13 protein-coding genes are annotated in these 18,511 nt (G+C 69.7%); 2 read left to right on the top strand and 11 right to left on the bottom strand.

Annotation, left to right across the window (positions count from 1 at the left end; genetic code table 11):
* Nucleotides 1-39 precede the first annotated feature (39 nt).
* The 9 genes from HQM25_RS01280 to recQ form a co-directional block, all read right to left on the bottom strand.
* Nucleotides 40-1,206, bottom strand: a complete 1,167-nt coding sequence (locus HQM25_RS01280; protein WP_172988556.1) for a Gfo/Idh/MocA family protein — start codon at nucleotides 1,204-1,206, stop codon at nucleotides 40-42.
* The gene (locus HQM25_RS01275; protein ID WP_172988555.1) at nucleotides 1,203-2,246 is read right to left on the bottom strand and encodes a Gfo/Idh/MocA family protein; all 1,044 of its coding nucleotides are present in this window, start codon (nucleotides 2,244-2,246) and stop codon (nucleotides 1,203-1,205) included. The genes HQM25_RS01280 and HQM25_RS01275 overlap by 4 nt, the downstream gene beginning before the upstream one ends.
* Nucleotides 2,243-3,124: a sugar phosphate isomerase/epimerase family protein gene (locus HQM25_RS01270; protein WP_254359480.1), complete on the bottom strand. Its 882-nt coding sequence runs from the start codon at nucleotides 3,122-3,124 to the stop codon at nucleotides 2,243-2,245. Before HQM25_RS01270 ends, HQM25_RS01275 begins: the two co-directional genes overlap by 4 nt.
* 83 nt (nucleotides 3,125-3,207) lie before the next feature.
* Entirely contained in the window at nucleotides 3,208-4,572 is a 1,365-nt protein-coding gene (locus tag HQM25_RS01265; RefSeq protein ID WP_172988554.1) for an MFS transporter, read from the bottom strand.
* Between the two features lie 278 nt (nucleotides 4,573-4,850).
* Nucleotides 4,851-6,089 (bottom strand): D-mannonate dehydratase ManD, encoded by a 1,239-nt coding sequence (gene manD / locus HQM25_RS01260; RefSeq protein ID WP_172991440.1) that lies wholly within the window; start codon nucleotides 6,087-6,089, stop codon nucleotides 4,851-4,853.
* Between the two features lie 41 nt (nucleotides 6,090-6,130).
* Nucleotides 6,131-7,525, bottom strand: coding sequence for a mannitol dehydrogenase family protein (locus tag HQM25_RS01255; RefSeq protein WP_172988553.1), 1,395 nt, complete (start codon nucleotides 7,523-7,525; stop codon nucleotides 6,131-6,133).
* Nucleotides 7,522-8,925, bottom strand: a complete 1,404-nt coding sequence (uxaC, locus tag HQM25_RS01250) for a glucuronate isomerase (RefSeq protein ID WP_217275178.1) — start codon at nucleotides 8,923-8,925, stop codon at nucleotides 7,522-7,524. Before uxaC ends, HQM25_RS01255 begins: the two co-directional genes overlap by 4 nt.
* A 246-nt stretch (nucleotides 8,926-9,171) precedes the next feature.
* Complete coding sequence (locus HQM25_RS01245) at nucleotides 9,172-9,627, bottom strand: hypothetical protein (RefSeq protein ID WP_254359479.1); 456 nt, start codon at nucleotides 9,625-9,627, stop codon at nucleotides 9,172-9,174.
* 135 nt (nucleotides 9,628-9,762) lie between these two features.
* Complete coding sequence (gene recQ, locus HQM25_RS01240; RefSeq protein WP_438803641.1) at nucleotides 9,763-11,649, bottom strand: DNA helicase RecQ; 1,887 nt, start codon at nucleotides 11,647-11,649, stop codon at nucleotides 9,763-9,765.
* Between the two features lie 241 nt (nucleotides 11,650-11,890).
* Here recQ and HQM25_RS01235 point away from each other — a divergent pair, with 241 nt between their 5' ends.
* Nucleotides 11,891-13,243 carry a BNR-4 repeat-containing protein gene (locus HQM25_RS01235; RefSeq protein WP_254359478.1) on the top strand — a complete coding sequence of 451 codons (1,353 nt, stop codon included), beginning with the start codon at nucleotides 11,891-11,893 and terminating at the stop codon, nucleotides 13,241-13,243.
* 43 nt (nucleotides 13,244-13,286) lie between these two features.
* Here the strand turns inward: HQM25_RS01235 and HQM25_RS01230 are convergent, their stop codons facing one another.
* Nucleotides 13,287-15,521 (bottom strand): glycoside hydrolase family 2 protein, encoded by a 2,235-nt coding sequence (locus HQM25_RS01230; protein ID WP_217275177.1) that lies wholly within the window; start codon nucleotides 15,519-15,521, stop codon nucleotides 13,287-13,289.
* Between the two features lie 157 nt (nucleotides 15,522-15,678).
* On the opposite strand from HQM25_RS01230, the gene HQM25_RS01225 reads away from it, so the two are divergent.
* Nucleotides 15,679-16,881 (top strand): helix-turn-helix transcriptional regulator, encoded by a 1,203-nt coding sequence (locus HQM25_RS01225; protein ID WP_172988550.1) that lies wholly within the window; start codon nucleotides 15,679-15,681, stop codon nucleotides 16,879-16,881.
* 57 nt (nucleotides 16,882-16,938) lie between these two features.
* Here HQM25_RS01225 and HQM25_RS01220 read toward each other — a convergent pair whose 3' ends face one another.
* Nucleotides 16,939-18,435 carry an MFS transporter gene (locus HQM25_RS01220; protein ID WP_172988549.1) on the bottom strand — a complete coding sequence of 499 codons (1,497 nt, stop codon included), beginning with the start codon at nucleotides 18,433-18,435 and terminating at the stop codon, nucleotides 16,939-16,941.
* Between the last annotated feature and the right edge of the window lie 76 nt (nucleotides 18,436-18,511).

The following is an 18,511-nucleotide window of genomic DNA, read 5'->3' as shown; positions in this document are numbered from 1 at the left end:
CGTCTTTCCTTCCGTCGTCGAGTGAGTGGATGCCGCGCGTCAGCCGCGCGTCGAGTAGAGGCCCTCGGCGCCGATGCGGGTGTTCAACTCGGCAAGGAACTCGTCTTCGTCGAAGTCGATCGGCACCTCCTTGCCGGTCCAGCTCGACAGGTGGATGGCGTTGGCCAGCCGCACGCCGCGGATGCCCTCGGCGCCCGAGGCGATGAGCGGCGTGCCGTCGAGGATCGCGGCGGCGAAGTTCACGAGCACGTCGGCGTGCTGGGTGCCCCAGGCCGACGGGAACTCGATGGTCTCCTGCGTGTACAGCGAGGCGATGTCGGCCTGGCCCATGAACAGCTTCATGACATCCTGCATGTCCATCTGGGCGCTGAGCTCGCGCTCGGGCTTGCTCAGCCGGGTGACGACGGCGGTCTTGCTGTCCTCGACGACGATCTTTCCGGCGGTGCCGAGGATCTCGAGGCGGTCGGTGCCGACCATGTCGTGGGTGGCGGTGACGAACACCCCGGTCGCGCCGTTGCCGTAGTCGACGAAGGCGGTCACCTCGTCTTCGACGGCGATGTCGCGGCGGAAGCCGAAGGCGGCCTTCGCGAACACCGACGTCGGCACGCCGCACAGCCACTGCCACAGGTCGAGCTGGTGCGGAGCCTGGTTGACGAGCACGCCGCCGCCCTCGCCGCCCCACGTCGCGCGCCAGGTGCTCGAGTCGTAGTAGCCCTGCGGGCGCCACCAGGTCGTGATGATCCAGTTGCTGCGGAGGATGTCGCCGATCTCGCCGCCGTCGATGATCTCCTTGAGCCGCTGGTAAAGAGGGTTGGCGCGCTGATTGAACATGAGCGCGAAGGTGATCTCCGGGTGGGCTGCCGCGACGGCGTTGAGCTCGGCGACCTGCTTCGAGTAGACGCCCGCGGGCTTCTCGACGAGGGCGTGGATGCCGCGCTCGATCGCCGCGATGCCCATCTCGGGGTGCAGGTAGTGGGGCACGGTCGTCACGACGGCGTCGACGGTGCCGCTGTCGAGCAGCTCGACGTAGTCGGCGAAGAACGGCACGTCGGGGAACTCGGCCGCAGCCCGCTCCGCCTTCGCGGGGTCGGTGTCGGCGATCGCGGCGAGCTCGATGTTCGGCGTCTGGCCCTTCGCGATGAGACCGGCGTACATACCGCCCTGCTGGCCGAGACCGATGATGCCGAGGCGGATGGTCTTCGTCATGACGTGGTGCTCCATTCGTGGGATGCCGGTGCCGGCACGCGCCGGTGGGGGAAGGACTGGTCGTAGACGTCCTGGATGATCTCCAGGCTCTTCTGGGCTGCGGCGGCGTCGATCCAGAAGGGGCCCGGTTCGCCGAGCGATCGGTGGAAGTCGGTGATGAGGCGTACGTGCGCGCCGCCCCAGTAGGCGCGTTCGCCGGTGCCCATGGCGTCTTCGGAGACGATCTCGCGCGAGCCGTCGGCGCGGATGATCTCGAGGTCGCCCTTGAGGATGAGCCGGCCGTGCTCGGCGGTGATCTCGATCGCGACCGGTTCGTTGTCGATGTGCGCGACGGTGGCGAACAGCACGCTGCGTGCGCCGTTCGCGTGAGTGAGCACCAGGTCGGCGGTGTCCTCGACCTCGATGGTGTCGCCGAGGGCGCGGGTGCCGGCGCTGCCGGCCACGTGCGTCACCTCGCCGACGAGCCACTGCACGAGATCGACGGTGTGGATCGCCTGGTTCATGAGCAGGCCTCCGCCGCCGCCCGCCCAGGTGCCGCGCCAGGGGCTCGCGCGGTAGTAGTCGGGCGAGCGGTGCCACAGCACGGTCGCCCACGCCCCGCGCACCGCGCCGAGCTCCCCGGAGTCGAGGATCTCCTTCGCACGCTGCACCGCGGTGTTGTAGCGGTTCTGGAAGCAGACCGCGATGCGCGCGGTGCTCGTGGCCGCGGCATCCACCACCCGTTGACCCTCGTCCCGGGTCGCCGCCAGGGGCTTCTCGAGGATCACGTTCACCCCGCGCTCGAGGGCGTCGACCGCGATGTCGGAGTGCGTGAAGTGGGGCGTGCAGATGTGCACGACATCGGGGGCGGCGCGGTCGAGCAGGTCGCGGTGATCGGCGTAGCCTTCGACGCCGGCGGCGGTCGCGACGGCATCGCGGCGGACGTCGTCGGGGTCGCAGACGCCGACGAGCACGGCGTCGGCGGAATCGGCGATGGCGGCCAGGTGCACGGTGGAGATGTCGCCGAGGCCGATGACGGCCACCCGCAGCGGAGCGGTCATGCGAGAGCCACCCCGAGGTCGTCGGTCAGCGACCGGAACGCGCGCGCCGCGCGGCCGAACTCGTACGGCCCCGAGAAGCCGCCCAGCTCGAAGCCCGCCGCCAGGTGCGGCTCCAGCGACGCGAAGCCCGCGTAGCCCTCGTCGCGCAGCGCGGTCAGCGTCTCGCGCAGCTCGCCGTCGCCCTCACCGGCGGGCACGACCTCGCCGGTGGCGGCGAGCGCGTCCTTGACCTGGAGGTAGTCCACGTAGGGACGCAGCAGCGCCCAGCCGTCGGTGAAGGGCTTGACCCCCACCTGCACGAAGTTCGCGTTGTCCCAGGCCAGGCGCAACGCCGACGAGCCCACCGACTCGACGACGTCGTGCACGCGGGAGGGGATGTCGCCGTAGATGTCCTTCTCGTTCTCGTGGAGGAGCGTGATGCCCTCGCGCTCGGCCTCGTCGGCGAGCAGCCGCATCCGCACGAGCACGTCGTCGCGGATCTCCTCGGGGGTGCGGCCGGGAGCGCGGAAGAAGGAGAAGATGCGGATGTTCGGCGTCTCGAGGGCGTGGGCCACGCGGATCACGCGGCGCAGACGCTGCACCTCGAGATCGGCGTCGAGCGCGACATCCACCTTGCCGATCGGCGACCCGATCGCCGACGCCTGGAATCCGGCCCGGTCGAGCACGCCCCGCAGGGCCGCGATCTGATCGTCGTCGAGGTCGATGACGTTGACGCCCCACGCGGAGCGCACCTCGATGTGACGGGCGCCGAGAGCCGCGAGCACCGCGGTCTGGGTCGCCGGCTCCGGGTCGATCTCGTCGCCGAAGCCGGACAGGGTCCAGGTGACGGTGCCGGCGGGGGCGGTCGTCGGGTCGGGGGCGGTCAGCGTTTCGGTCACGAGGTTCTCTCCGGTCGGTGTCGTATCTCTTCGGTGGGGTACGGGGGCGGCGCGGCAGCACGCGCGCGCCGCCCCCGACGGACTTACTCTGCCGCGGCCGTGGCGACCGCGGACTCCTCCGCCTCATCGAGGGCGCGCTGCTTCTCGGCGTCCTTGGGGTAGATGCGGTACATCACGGTCCACAGCACGGCGTTGATCGCGTAGGGCACCGAGATGATCCAGAACATGAGCGCCTGCAGGCCGAGCGAATCGGCCAGGAAGCCGAACGCGAGGCTGAGCAGGGCCGCGAACAGACCCTGGATGAACGAGAAGATCAGGGCGTAGGCGGTGGCTACGACGCTCTTGTGCACGACCGAGCCGACGATCGGCAGCACCGCCCCGGGGTGGCCGATGGAGCTGAGCAGACCCGTGAAGAACACCGCGACGTAGACGGCGACGCCCATGCCCCAGTCGATCTGGAACAGCAGCGCGGTCGAGATCGCGTAGCCCACCAGGTAGCCCTGCATCATCATGACGCGGCCCTTGAACCCGAACCGCTTCTCGAACCAGTCGCCGAGGAAGCCGCCCACGAAGCCGCTGATGACAGCGCCCAGCATGTAGACCGACATGAGAAGCGCCGCGTCGGCGACGCCCCAGCCGCGGTCGTCGACCCAGAACGTGATGAAGAAGGCGAACAGCACGAGGCTCGTGGTGAGCATCACCTGCACGGCCATGAAGAGGATCGTGCGGGTGCGGAACAGGCCGACGGCGTCGCGGAAGGTGAACTTCATGGCGTCGGGATCGATCGCGCCGACCGGCGTGTGCTTCTTCGGCTCGTGCACGAAGAGCAGGATGAGGACGCCGGACACGACGCTGATGCCGCCCATCGCGAACATGCCGTAGCGCCAGCCCTCGTCGATGTTCGCGAACTGGCCGATCAGCGGAGTGGCGACCACCGAGGCGATCATGCCCAGGGTTCGGAGGATGCCGAACGCGCGGCCGCGCTCCTTCGAGCGGTACATGTCGACGATGAGGCCGTTGGTGATCGGCTCGCTCGCGACGGTGCCGATGACGCCGATGCCGTAGAGGATGAACAGCTGCGTCGAATCCTGCGCGAAGCCGGCGGCGACCGTCCACAGACCCCAGAGGCCGGTGGCGATGAACAGCACCTTCTTGCGGCCGAAGCGGTCGGCGGCAGCGGCCCAGATCGGACCGAAGAGCATGCGGGCGAAGCGGCTCATCGCCGTCAGGATGCCGAGGGCGCTCGTCTGCAGCCCCAGCGCGTCGCGGATCACGGGGAACAGCGTGTTGACGAGCCCGCCTTCGAACCCGTCGACGATGTTCGCGAAGGCGAGGGCGACGAGCCCGCCCGGGCGGCCCTTCACCTTCTGCGTCGGGACGGTCGCGGTGTCGGTGCCGTAGGTCTTCTGCGCCTGGGTGGCGTCGAGCGGCTTGGTGATCTCATCCATGGCGGATCACCTGACCAATGCTGTGCGAGTGCGCTGCACGCATCTGAACTCCTTTGTCGTGGGATGCAAGAACTCGGCGCCCCAAGGGCGATCGCTGTTCGTGCACACAGTCAACCGCTGTTTCGTCCGGTTGTCAACCGATTGCACGAAATCATTTCAAAGCGAGATCAGATACCACTTTTTCCGCAGTCAGTGCTCCGGTACCGGTTGCCGTTGTCCGGTCGACGCGCGGAAGGCGCCGCCCCTGACGGGACGACGCCTTCCGCGCGGGCCTTCGGTCACCAGTCGTGCACGGTGCCGTCCGCGAGGCGGTTGTAGGGCAGGTAGGCCTGCTCGTACGGGTACTTGCCGGCCTCGTCGAGGTTGAGCTCGACGCCGAGGCCCGGCTTGTCGCCCGGGTGCAGCAGTCCGCCCTGCCACGAGAAGGACTGCTCGAAGACCTGGTCGGTCTTCTGCCCGTGCTTCATGTACTCCTGGATGCCGAAGTTGTGGATCGACAGGCCCAGGTGCATCGCGGCGGCCATGCCGACCGGCGAGATGTCGGTCGGGCCGTGCATGCCCGACTTCACCTGATACATCGCCGCGTACTCCAGCGTCTTCTTCAACGGCGAGATACCGCCCATGTGGGTGACCGCGCCGCGCACGTAGTCGATCTGCTGGTCGCGGATGAGGTCTTTGAAGTCCCAGATCGTGTTGAAGATCTCCCCGATCGCGAGCGGCGTCGTGGTGTGCTGGCGCACCAGGCGCAGCGCCTCCTGGTTCTCGGCCGGCGTGCAGTCCTCCAGCCAGAACAGGTCGTACGGCTCCAGCGACTTGCCGAGCTTCGCCGCCTGGAGGGGCGTCATGCGGTGATGGCCGTCGTGCAGCAGCGGGATGTCGGGGCCGAACTCGTTGCGGACCGCCTCGAACACCCCGGGGAGGTGGTTCAGGTAGGCGCGGGTGTCCCAGTCCTCCTGCACCGGCTTCGCGCCCCGGCGCGCGGGCTCGTGGTCGTACCGGGCCTCGCCGCCGCCGGTGTCGGCGGACTGCGACGCGATGCCGTAGATCGCCTTCAGCCCCGGCACGCCGGTCTGGATGCGGATCGCCTTGTACCCCTGCTCCAGGTGCGAGCGCACGCTGTCGAACAGTTCGGGGAGCTCCTTGCCCGAGGCGTGACCGTAGGCGAGCAGGCCGGTGCGGCTGGCGCCGCCGAGCAGCTGGTACACCGGCATCCCGGCCGCCTTGCCCTTGATGTCCCACAGCGCCATGTCGACGGCGGCGATCGAGGCCATCGTGACCGGGCCGCGACGCCAGTAGGCGGAGCGGTAGAGGAACTGCCAGGTGTCCTCGATCTTCGCGGCATCGCTGCCGATCAGCAGCGGCACCACGTGCTCGGTGAGGTAGGAGACCACGGCGAGCTCGCGCCCGTTGAGGGTGGCGTCGCCGAGGCCGGTGAGGCCGTCGGCGGTCGTGATCTTCAGGGTCACGAAGTTGCGGTCGGGGCTGGTGACGATCACCTCGGCCTTGTCGATGATCATGCTCATTGCGTGGTTCTCGCTTTCGGGCGTGTGGGGCTGGGTCAGCTCGCGCGTCGGGCGAGCGTGGGACGGAGGGATGCCGCGGCGCGCACGCGCGCGACGGCGACGGTGTCGGCCGCCAGCATCGGCGAGACGAGGCCGAGGAGGCTGCGGACGGGATCGATGGATGCCGCGGCGGCGGCGACCTCGTCGGCGCGGGCGTCGGGCGCCGACGGGCCGTCGAGCACCCATGCGATCCAGGTGCCGAGCGCCTGCAGCGAGCCCTCGGCGTCACGACCGGCCGCGACCGAGCGCTCGGCGACCGCGGCGAAGCGGAACTGCGCCTTCACCGTGGCCTCGGCGGCGATCTGCGAGAGGCGGTGCACGATGCGCGGGTTCGAGAACCGCTCGATCAGCTGCTCGCGGTAATGGACGTGCTCGGTGCCGGCCGGGAGGCACTGCACCGCCTCGGACCAGAACGCCTCGACCAGAGCACGGCAGTGGGCGTCGGCGGTGGCGTCGGCCACCGTCTCGAGACCGCGCGGCAGTCCCGCGAACGTGAGGATGCTGTGCGCGCCGTTGAGCAGCCAGAGCTTGCGGTGCTCCCAGGGCTCGATGTCGTCGACGAAGCGGGCGCCCGCGCTCTCCCACTCCGGCCGGCCGGCGGGGAAGTCTCCGGCGAGCACCCAGTCGGCGAACGGCTCGGTGACGACGGCGGCGTGGTCCTCCCACCCGGCGTCGGCGACGGCTCCGGGCGACTCGTCGCCGTGCGGGGTGATGCGGTCGACCGACGTGCTCACGAAGGAGACCTCGGTGCGCATCCAGTCGGCCAGCGCCGGGTCGATCGCCTCGGCGAGGGCGGTCGCCCCGCGGCGCACGAACGCGCCGTTGCCGGGGATGTTGTCGCACGACACGACGGCGATCGGCCCCGCGTCGGCCCGCCGGCGGGCGTCGAGGGCGAGCACCAGTCGGCCGAGCGCGGTCTGCGGCCCGCGGTCTGCGGAGGAGCCGCCGCGCAGCACCTCGAGGTCGGCGGCAAGTGCCGCGTCGCCGAGATCGGGCGTGCCGTCGGGGGTCAGCCGGTAGCCGCTCTCGGTGACCGTCAGCGTGATGACCGCGACGGCGGGGTCGGCGACGAGTTCGACCAGGCGCGCGGTGTCGGTGCCGGGGCGGGCCTCGACGAGACTCGTGACGATCTCGACGCCGTCACCCTCGGCGCCGCGCTCGACGAGCGCGAACAGGCCGTCCTGCCCCTGGAGCGTGTCGGCGATGCCGGCGCTGCGCCCCGTGAAGGCGGCGATGCCCCACTCCGCGGCATCCACCGATCGGGCGGTGTACCAGGCCTGGTGGGCGCGGAAGAAGTGGCCGAGGCCCAGGTGCACGATGCGTACCGGGGCGGCGTCGGCGTCGATGCCGGTGCGCGCGGCGAGCGCGTCGCGGGTGAGCGGAACAGTCACAGCTTGAACACCTCTCGGGGGAGCGCGTCGACGAGGTCGCGCGCGATGCGGTGGGCCTGCGGCAGGGTGGCGCGACCCTCGGCGACCAGGCGCGCGAGGAAGGCGGCATCCAATCGGCGGGAGGTGTCGTGGCGGGCCGGGATCGACAGGAAGGCGCGCGTGTCGTCGATGAAGCCGCTCGAGCGGTAGAAGCCCGCGGTCTCGGTCACGGCGCTGCGCCAGCGCAGGATCGCGTCGGGGGCGTCGAGGAACCACCACGGTGCGCCGATGTAGACGCTCGGGTAGAAGCCGGCGAGCGGCGCGACCTCGCGGGAGTAGACGGTCTCGTCGACGGCGAACAGCACCAGGTGGAACCCGGGTGCGGTGCCGAAGGCCTCGAGCAGCGGGCGGAGGTTCTCGGTGTACTCGGTGCGCACGGGGATGTCGTGACCGGTGTCGGCGCCGTAGGCCTGGAAGGTCGGGCGGTGGTGGTTGCGGCGCACGCCGGGGTGCACGGTCATGACCAGCCCGTCGGCGACGCTCATGCGCGCCATCTGGAACAGCATGTGCCCGCGGAACAGGCGAGCCTGCTCGGCGGTCGCACGGCCCGCGACCGCGTCGGCGAACAGCGACTGTGCGACGGCCGGATCGAGGTCGGTCGTGAACGGCTCGAGCACCCCGTGGTCGGCCGAGACGGCGCCGTGGGCGATGAAGTGGGCGCGGCGCGCTTCGAGGGCGCGCAGGTAGCCGGCGAACGTGCGCTCCTCGCCGGTGGCGGCGAGGAGGCGCTCGACGCGGTCCGCGAAGTCGGCGCCCTCGGGGTCGAGGTAGGCGTCGGGGCGGAAGGTGGGCAGCACGCGCCCGCGGAACGTGCCGTCAGCGGCGAGGCGCGCATGGGCGGCGAGGTCGTCGAGCGGGTCGTCGGTGGTGGCGAGCACCTCGATGCCGAACCGGTCGAACAGCGCGCGCGGTCGGAACGCGGGCTCGGCGAGCGTGACCGCGATGCGGTCGTAGATCGCGTCGGCGGTGTCGGGTCCGAACTCGTCGGCGACCCCGAACAGCGTCTGCAGCTCGTGGGTGATCCAGTAGCCGCTCGCCGTCCCGGTGAAGCGGTGCCAGTTCTCGGCGAGCAGACGCCACGGCTGCCGCGGGTCGACCGGACGCTGAGGATCGAGCCCGAGGTCGGCGAGCGGGATGCCGGCCGCGTGGAGCAGTCGCGTGACGTAGTGGTCGCGCGTGATGAGCAGCTCGGTCGGGTCGGAGAAGGGCACGTCGTCGGCGAGCAGCGTCGGGTCGACGTGACCGTGCGGGGACAGGATCGGGGCGCTCTCGATGCCCGCGAAGATCTCGCGGGCGAGGTCGCGCGTGCGCTCATCGGCGGGCAGGAGGCGATCGTTCGCGAGTGTGGTCGGCATCGACATGTCCCCCAGGATGCCGGAGTTCGCCGCGTTTGTCAACCGATTGCACTACGGATGACCGAAGTCACGTCTGGGCGCGTAACCAGCGGCCGGTTTCCTCACTGCGACACGGTTGCACCGGTTGCCAGCACGGATTGACCTTCTTCGGTCTCAGAGCATCCCCACCCACACTCCGCTGCTCCGCTGTCACAAAGTGCAGCCCCAACCGCCGATTGCGACAGCGGAGCAGCGGGCGGCGTGCGTATGGGGTCAGTCGGCGGGCGCGACGCCGTCGAACGGGGTGAGGGTGCGCCAGGAGCCGTCGACGTCGGTGAGGTACAGACGCAGGGGCGGGTCGCCGAGCAGCGGATCGCCGTCGCCGTACGGCCGGGCCGCGCAGTTGTCGGCGGTGGATGCCACGCGCACGGTCTCCCCCACCTCGAGCGGCCCCTTCTCGACGGCCGCCACGGTCACGCGGTACGCGTTCGCGTCGAATCCCATCACCTCGGCGGTGCCGTCGGGGGTGATCGTGTCGGCGACGATCACCGCGTCGGACTCCGCGAGGCGCTCCTCGTGGGTCTCGAGCGCCGCCCACGACGCGCACGACCTGGATTCCACAAACGGCGGCGTGCCGATCCCCGCGCATCCGGCGAGGAGAGTGGATGCCGCGAGCGCGGCCGTCACCGGCATCCATCGACCGTGGCGGCGTGCGTCGGGTTCTGCCATGCGGCGATCATCCCACCGCGACCCGCCCGCGCACAGGAGCGGTTGGTGTCGCCGACACGCCGGGTTGGGGATGCCGCGCCCGGAGCGCCGGTCGCGAGCTCCGCTCCTGTGCTCCGACCGGGCGCGAGAGGCGGCTCAGCCCGCGGCGACCACCTCGAGCACGGCCTCGCCGTAGGCCTCGCGCTTCTTGGCGCCGATGCCGGTGATGCCGTCGAGATCGCCGAGGCTCGCGGGGCGGTGCTCGGCGAGCGCGCGCAGCGTGGCATCGCCGAAGACGATGTATGCGGGCACGCCGAGCTCGCGCGCGACACTCGCACGCCACTCGCGGAGCGCCTCGAACAGGTCGCGATCGCCCTCGGCCACGGCCTCCGACGCCGACACCTTGCGCACGCGCGGGGTGCCGCCCGCGCGGCCGATGATGTCGCGGCGCAGGGGCACGGCGGTCTCGCCGCGCAGCACGCCGCCGGCCGGCTCGCCGAGGGCGAGGGTGCCGTACTCGCCGCGGGCGACGAGGATGCCGCGGGCGAGCAGCTGCCGGATGACGCTCCGCCAGTCCTGGTCGCTCAGGTCGGCACCGAGGCCGTAGGTCGAGAGCGTGTCGTGGCTCTGCTGCCGGATGCGGTCGGTCGACGCACCGCGGAGGATGTCGATCAGGTGGCCCGCACCGAACGACTGATTGCGCTCGCGCTGCAGCCGCACGATCGTCGAGAGCAGCTTCTGGGCGGGGACGAGTCCGTCCCACGTGTCGGGCGCCTCGAGGCAGGTGTCGCAGTTGCCGCACGGCTGGGAGGGCTCGCCGAAGTAGTCCAGGAGGTTCTGGCGGCGGCATCCCACCGTCTCGCACAGCCCGAGCATGGCGTCGAGGTGCTGGCCGAGCCGGATCTTGTACGAGCGGTCGCCCGGCGACTGGTCGATCATGCGCCGCTGCTGAACGACGTCGCCGAGTCCGTAGGCCATCCACGCCACGGCGGGGTCTCCGTCGCGGCCGGCTCGGCCGGTCTCCTGGTAATAGCCCTCGACGGACTTCGGCAGGTCGATGTGGGCGACGAAGCGCACGTCGGGCTTGTCGATGCCCATGCCGAACGCGATGGTCGCCACCATCACGACGCCGTCGTCGCGCAGGAACCGCGACTGGTTCGCCGCGCGCACGCTCGCATCGAGCCCCGCGTGATAGGGCAGCGCGTCGACACCCTGCCCGCGGAGGTACTCGGCCGTCTGCTCGACCGACTTGCGGCTCAGTGCGTAGACGATCCCCGCCGCGCCGGCCGGCTGGCTCTTGATGAAGCCGACGAGCTGCCGACGAGGGTCGGTCTTGGCCTCGATGCGGTACTGGATGTTCGGCCGGTCGAAGCTGGAGACGAAGTGCTCAGCACGCGGCAGCTGGAGCCGCTCGGTGATCTCGCGGTGGGTGGCGGGCGTGGCCGTCGCGGTGAGTGCGAGCCGGGGCACGCCGGGGAAGCGCTCGGCGAGGTCGCCGAGGCCGAGATAGTCGGGCCGGAAGTCGTGGCCCCACTGGCTGACGCAGTGCGCCTCGTCGATGGCGATCACGCTCAGCGTGCCCTTCTCGAGGAAGCGCCGCATCGGCTCGGTGTTCAGCCGCTCGGGGGCGACGTAGAGCAGATCGAGCTCGCCGGCGAGGTACGCGCGTTCGACGGCGGCCCGCTCCCCCGGCAGCTGCGTCGAGTTGAGGTACGCGGCCCGCACGCCGTTGGCCACGAGCGCGTCGACCTGGTCGTGCATGAGGGCGATGAGCGGGCTGATGACGAGGCCGGTGCCCGGGCGCACCAGCGCCGGCACCTGGTAGCAGACGCTCTTGCCGCCGCCGGTGGGCATGAGCACGACCGCGTCGCCGCCGCTGATCACGTGCTCGACGATCGCCGCCTGCGTGCCGCGGAACTCGTCGTAGCCGTAGACCTCGTGCAGCACCGCGCGGGGGTCGGCGCCGACGAAGTCCCGGTGCTCCGGGAGGCTCGGGCCGGGGGCGGGGGCACCGTACGGGGCCGCGGCGTCGGGCGGCGGCATCCATCCGTCTTCCGGCGGAGCCCACTGGTCGTCGGGCGGAGGCGCGTCGTCCCACGGGATGTCTGCGTACGGATCGCCGGCGGGAAGACTCACCCGACCAGGGTACGTGCGCTCGGGGACAGCGGCACTCGCACCGGGCTGGGGAGGAGAGGATGCCGCGCCTGCGGGAAAACGATTTCCATGGAAGAATCGGGCCGCGCCATCGTCGCGTGTCCATCGACTCAGTGAGGAGCTGCGGATCGTGAGCACCGCACCCGACATCCCGGCGTCACCGGCCGCTTCCGTGCGACGCTTCGTCATCAATGACAACGGCGCGTGGTGCTGGTTCCAGGACGAACGCGCTCTCGTCGATCCCGCCGCCCGCCGCCTCGTCGTCGGCACCGTCGCCGCCCCCGACGGCGCCGACGGTGACCGGCGCTCCGGCAACCTCGAGCTCACCGTCGTCGACCTCGACAGCGGCGACACCGAGATCGTCGTGCTCCACGAGGCGTTCGAAGCGGACGATCACAACGTGCCCGCCCTGTGGCGGCGGCGCGACGGCCGATGGCTGGCGATGTACGCGAAGCACAAGACCGATGACCTGCTCCTGTGGCGCATCAGTGAGGTCGACGACCCCACCCGGTGGGGCCCGGCGAACTTCTTCGACTGGTCGGAGCTCACCGGCGGTCGCGGGGTGACGTATGCGAACATCCACGAGAGCGACGGCCGGCTGTGGTGCTTCACGCGAGCGATCAACGACGACCAGTGCGCGCTCGTGTCCGACGACGACGGGAATACGTGGTCGTTCGCCGGGAAGCTCTTCACGCACCCCAAGGTCGGCTACGTCAACGGCTACACCCGCTACGCGTCCCGCGACGGGCGCATCGACCTGGTGACGACCGACCACCACCCCCGCGATTTCGACAACTCGATCTATCACGGCTACCTGCAGGACGGACGGCTGCACCGCTCCGACGGTTCGGTGCTCGATGCGCGGGCGCTCTCCGGCGACGCGCCCTCCCAAGTGGGGCTCACCACGGTCCTGGCCGCCGGATCGGTCGTCGGTGACGCCGAACTGACCCATGCGTGGACGTCGGACATCCGCACCAGCGCGGACGGCACGATCGTCGCGACCCTGACGGCGCGCGGTGACGACGTGCTCGAGACACCGGAGGACGCCTACGAACGCATGCGCCCGGTGCTCGACCATCGGTTCGTCTACGCACGGCTCGCGCCCGGTGGCTCGTGGCAGGTCCACCACCTCGCTCGCGCAGGCGCGGGTCTGCTGCCCCACGAGCAGGACTACACCGGCCTCGCGGCGATCGATCCGTACGATCTCGACACCGTCTACATCTCCACACGCTTCGACCCGCGCAGCGACGTCGAGACCTCCCACCACGAGATCTACCGCGGTCACACCGTCGACGGCGGCGCATCGTGGACCTGGACCGCCGTCACCGCGGACTCCACGGTCGACAACCTGCGACCCATCGTCGCCCCCGGCGACCCCGACACGATCGCCTTGCTGTGGTTCCGCGGCGACATGTCCGCGTCCCAGCACTACCGCTGCGAGGTCGTGCTCCAGGTCGAGCCGCGCTCGCCGGCGACCCGCTGATCCGACGACCGCTCGCCCGTCGCACGATCGCGGGGCGCGCCCGCTACTTCGCGATCAGGTTCAACTGCGCGTTGAGCGCGGCGACCTGCTCGATCGGCACGCCGCCGGCCTGCGCGATGAGCTTCTCGACGCTCATCCGGTCGACGATCGCCTGCATCGCGGGCGGGATCTCGACGCCGCGTCCGACCTCGCCGCGACTGGTCGCCACGGCCTCGAGCACCGACGCGATGAGACGAGCGCCATCATCGTTGCGCTTGATGTCGGCGAGGGTGTCCTGAATCGAGAAGAAGCCGGCCGGTGTCGGCAGCGGTGCCTCGTCGAACCAGTTCGCGATCGTGGTCGTCGGCATGATGGATGCCGCGGGAACGGCATCCACCTTTCGCAAGGTGATCACGTCGGTCGCATCGCCGGCGCGGGCGGCGATCTCGTGCTCGCCTGCCAAAGGCACTTCGAAACGGAACGCCCGCTTGCCGGCGACCGTGCCGACCTCGACGCCGTCGACGATCAGCGTGACCTCGGACTGGTTCGAGTAGACGACGACCTCGGTGACCGCCTCGGCGCGCTCGGCACGGCGCCGCCCGGCCACGTGCACGAACGGCTCGGTCGACCACGCAGCCTTGTAGACGTAGAACGCGTCCTTCTTGAGTGAGCGGTCGAAGGAGACGAGGCCCTTCTGATTGCGCCCGGCCGCGCCGCCTTCGTCGCGACCGGCCGATCCGAAGTCGGCGAGGTTCCAGACGTGGGTGGCCCACAGCCACGGGCGCTGCGCGATCATCGCGACCATGTGCTCGTGGTACAGCGCCTGGTAGCTCTCGGTGTAGTCGCCCTTGGCGGGGTCCACGGCCTGGTATTGCGGGTTCGCGTCGGCCCCGTACTCGGACAGTCCGATCGCGATCTCGGGGTACGACGCGTGGAAGTCATCGAGCCACGTGTCGTTGTCGGCGGACTCGCCCACGTACCACCCGAAGTAGAGGTTGTACGACATCACGTCCGGCAGCGTCACGAGCGCATGGTCCGTCTCGAGCAGGAACAGGTGCGCCATCGCGGTCAGGCGCGTGGGGTCGAGCCGGTGCGCGAGATCGTTGAGATCACGGTGGGCGGCGACAAGATCGTCACCCGCGCCGGCGAGGGTGATCTCGTTCGACAGGCCCCAGCAGACGATGCTCGCGTGGTGACGGTTCTGCACGATGAGCTCGGTGAGCTGATCGCGGGCGTTGTCCACGGCACCGGGGAGGAACACCGTGATCTGCGGGATCTCCGCCCACACGACCAGACCGACCTCGTCGCACAGATCGTAGAACCGCTGGTCGTGCTGGTAGTGCGCGAGTCGCACGGTCGTGGCGCCGAGCTCACGCAGCAGGGCGAGATCGGCCTGCTTCATCTCCTCGGTGATCGCGTTTCCGACGCCCTCGAAGTCCTGATGGCGCGAGACGCCGCGCAGCGGATACTCCTCGCCGTTGAGCAGGAACCCTCGCTGCGGATCGACCGCGAACTCCCGGCATCCGAATCGCAGCTCGACGGTGTCGACGACCGCATCTGCGTCCAGGAGCTCGGCGCGAGCCGTGTAGAGGTGCGGATCACGCAGACCGTGCCAGCGGCGCACCCGCTCGATCGCGAGATCGGCGCGCGCATGCCCGTCGACCACGGGCACGGTGACGGCCGCCTCGCCGTCGATCACGAAGCGCACGGCGGCCTCCGTCGCACCGACCACGTGCGCACTCATCGTCACGTCGGCGCGCGACCCGGCCAGCGAGGGGGTGACCAGCAGGCCGGGGCCGCCGTCGCCGAGCGCGAAGTGGTCGGATCCGACGCTGATCTGGAGCACCTCTCGGTAGATGCCGCCGTAGAAGGTGAAGTCCGCCTGCTGCGGGTAGACCGTCTCGTTCGCGGCGTTGTCCACGACGACAACCACGGTCGCCTCTCCGTCGACGAGATGCCGTGTGAGGTCGACGCGGAAGGTCGAGTACCCACCGTCGTGCCGCGCGAGCAGCTCCCCCGCCACGTACACCTCCGCCGACGAGTTCACTCCGGCGAACTCGATCCACGTATGCACGGCGCCGGCGTCGGCGGTGATGCGCCGCGCATAGGTCGAGCGGCCCCGCCGGTACCCTCCGCCGGCCTGCCCGTCGATCGCGTTCCAGGTGTGAGGGACGGCAACCTGCCCGCCCGCTGCGACGACGTCGTCCCAGCTCGCCTCCGACATCGCCGCGGGCGCGAATGCCCACCCCTCGAGGATCGGCGTGACCCGGCGGGTGGAACGGACGGGAGGCTGCGTCATTGTGGTCTCCTTCGGCGCACAGCGCACCGGCGCGTGCCGGTGCTCGTCCCACGTTAGGAAGACATCGGCGACCGATGATAGAACTGAGGACGCAGGAGCAGTACGTATTCCGCAAACATTCGGTGATGACAGGCGAAGGGGCCTCATGACGACGGCGATGACCGAATCGGACGAGCGACTCGCATCGATCGTCGCCGTGCTCACCGGTGTGCTGAGCTGTCCCGTGATCCTCACGGCCGAGATCCCGTCGGCGCTGCTCTCGTTCGAGCGGGAGCACTGCCTGAACCCGCAGATCCAGCCCGCCTTCACCGCCGCCGCATTGCGCGAGTTCGTGGGCGGGATGCCGGCCCAGGTCATCCACGAGGTCGAGGAGCCTCTGGGCATGGCGGTGACCCTGGTCCGGTGGCAGGATCGGCTGCTCATGATCGGCCCCTACACGCACGAGCAGATGTATCCCGGCACGGCAGAGGAGCTCATGAGCCGGCTGGCGATCCCCACAGCGCACCTGTCGCTGTACAAGCTGTACCGCACGCGATACCCGATCGTCGACGCCGAGTACGTGCATCGGAGCGCATCGGCGCTGATGCGGGCCGCCGGGCACGAGGACGCGCTCGGAAGCCTGCAGCACGTGAAGGCCGAAGGAGGAACGATTGCGCCGGGGCAGGGTGAACCGCCGCAGTCGGCATCGTTCGCGGTGATCGACGAGCGGTACCGTCTCGAGCAGGAATTCATGGATGCCGTCGCCGACGGCTCCGCCGACGATGCCCTCACCGCACTGCAGCACCTCGCCGGCATGCCTCGGGTCATCGGCTACCTGAACACGCCGTTCCTCGGTACGACGATCCTGCGGATCATGGCGCGTGTCGCCGCGCAGCGCGGCGGTCTGCCCGCCGTGACGATCGACGCGATCTCACAGGATTACGCGCAGCGCCTGCACCGGATCGGCCACACCTCCGACCCGCGGCGCACGGTGGGCTTCACCGCGCAGATGGTCACGGACTTCTGCCAGGCGGTGCGGCGGCATCGGCAGCGCGGCTTTCCGCCGCTGGTACGACGCGTCACCGACGAGATCGACCTGCATCTGAGCAGCCCCGCCTCGACGTCGGAACTTTCCGAGCGGCTCGGCGTCTCGGCATCCACGCTCGCGCGACGATTCAAAGACGCGACGGCGACGACGGTGGCCGGATACATCGCGCAGCGGCGCGCGGAACGGGCGGCAAGACTGCTCGCCACCACCTCGCAGAGCGTGCGGGACATCGCACTGTTCGTCGGATACGACGACGCGAACTACTTTGTGAAGGTCTTCCGCGCCGAGTACGGGATGACCCCGACCGCCTACCGGGAAGCCCACGCCGGATGACACGAGCCGCGGGAGGTCGCTCAGCGTGAGCGACCTCCCGCGGCCTCGGTCGTGCAGTCAGGACAGATTCGCGATGGGCTCCACCTCGGCCTGCTCGGCCTTGCGACCCGCGACGCGCTTCTGCACCTCGATCATCTCGGTGCGGTCCAGCTTGTAACCGCGCATCGCGATCAGGGTGCAGATCCATCCCAGGATCGGAAGCCCGAAGAACAGGACCATCGTCATCATCAGGATCGCGGTGTTAGGGCTGTCCGTCGGCTGCGGCATGACGGTGGTGAAGCCGATCAGCGCCACCGCTCCGAGGGCGAGCGTGGACCCCAGTGACGAGATCACCTGGTCGACGATGTTGTACGTCGCCGTGACGGTGGCCGGGAGGAACTTGCCGGAACGGTCCAGCTCGGAATCGATGACGTCGGCGCGCATCGCCCCGTTGGCGACGGTGACGACCATCGACGCACCGTTCAACAGCAGGTAGACGAGGAAGAAGGGGATCGTGAGCGCGAGGCTCCCGAGCACCGCCCGCAGGTCGACCAACAGGCAGAAGGCGGCCATCACTGCGGCGAGGATCAGACAGATCCAGGTCCAGGTGACGGTCGCCGCCTTCGAACCGTGCTTGCCCGTGTAGCGGGCGCCGAAGATCGCGAAGATGATGCCCGGGAGGATCGCCACGAGGCTGAGGACGGTGCCCAGCTGCATGTTGCCCAGCAGGATGCCCCACATCAGCGTGCCGATGACAGCCTGCGAGCGCACCACCTGCGCGAGCTTGTCGGAGGCGCCGCTGATCAGGTAGCGCTGGAAGGATCCGTTGTGCGCGAGCACATTCCACATGTCGCGGACCGTGACCTCCGCCTTCTCCCGCGTGACGGAGATGTGCGCGAAGCTCTCGGGCTTGTCCACGCGCGCCACACCGATGCAGGCGAGCACCTGGAAGACGAACGAGCAGGCGACGTAGGTGAGGGCCGTCTCGCTGAGCATCGCCACCGTGAACTCGTTGCCGTGGCGGGGCAGGAAGACGACCGTGGAGATGATCGTGAAGATCGAGGGGATCAGGTACGCGTACACCGTCGCCCAGACCTGCACGGTCGGTCGCTGCCGCGGGTCATTGGTGAGCACGGGGCCGGACATCTGACCCGCGATGTCGTTCATCGACGAGCCGATGATGTAGACGACGTAGAGGGCGATGAAGAACGCGGCGCCGAGTCCGGCATCGGATCCCCACACGAACAGCATCAGGATGGCCAGCGAGCGGATCGCCCAGCCGACGAGCATGAAGAACCGCAGCTTGCCGAAGCGGAAGCGCACCTTCTCGATGATCAGCCCGAGCAGCGGGTCGATGACGCCGTCGAAGACGCGGGTGACTGTGAGGATGACACCGGCCACGGCCACGGCGATGCCGTAGCCGGCGTTCTGCAGGTAACTCATCAGGCCGACGAGCACGTAGAAGATCATCGCCGAGCCGTTGTTCAGCTGCGAGAAGGCGATCTCCCAGGTGCGGGCTCGCCGGTACTCCACGCCGTCCGCTTGGCTTGCTGTCTGCTTGGGGATACGCGCCATCGCGTTCACTCTCCTTCGGGTGCTATCTCAGTCGAAAACGGTCGGGTCTGCCGCATCTCACCGGGACGACCGCAAC

It is taken from the genome of Microbacterium hominis (assembly GCF_013282805.1).
Classification (GTDB): Bacteria; Actinomycetota; Actinomycetes; order Actinomycetales; family Microbacteriaceae; genus Microbacterium; species Microbacterium hominis_B.
Note: the sequence above shows the minus strand (reverse complement) of the source record. Positions and strands in the feature narration are given on the sequence as shown.

Coding starts and splice junctions, on each gene's coding strand:
- HQM25_RS01280 (WP_172988556.1), bottom strand. CDS start 1,206: ATGACGAAGACCATCCGCCTCGGCATCATCGGTCTCGGCCAGCAGGGC.
- HQM25_RS01220 (WP_172988549.1), bottom strand. CDS start 18,435: ATGGCGCGTATCCCCAAGCAGACAGCAAGCCAAGCGGACGGCGTGGAG.
- HQM25_RS01265 (WP_172988554.1), bottom strand. CDS start 4,572: ATGGATGAGATCACCAAGCCGCTCGACGCCACCCAGGCGCAGAAGACC.
- HQM25_RS01245 (WP_254359479.1), bottom strand. CDS start 9,627: ATGGCAGAACCCGACGCACGCCGCCACGGTCGATGGATGCCGGTGACG.
- HQM25_RS01275 (WP_172988555.1), bottom strand. CDS start 2,246: ATGACCGCTCCGCTGCGGGTGGCCGTCATCGGCCTCGGCGACATCTCC.
- manD (WP_172991440.1), bottom strand. CDS start 6,089: ATGATCATCGACAAGGCCGAGGTGATCGTCACCAGCCCCGACCGCAAC.
- HQM25_RS01230 (WP_217275177.1), bottom strand. CDS start 15,521: ATGACGCAGCCTCCCGTCCGTTCCACCCGCCGGGTCACGCCGATCCTC.
- uxaC (WP_217275178.1), bottom strand. CDS start 8,925: ATGTCGATGCCGACCACACTCGCGAACGATCGCCTCCTGCCCGCCGAT.
- HQM25_RS01225 (WP_172988550.1), top strand. CDS start 15,679: ATGACCGAATCGGACGAGCGACTCGCATCGATCGTCGCCGTGCTCACC.
- recQ (WP_438803641.1), bottom strand. CDS start 11,649: ATGCCGCCGCCCGACGCCGCGGCCCCGTACGGTGCCCCCGCCCCCGGC.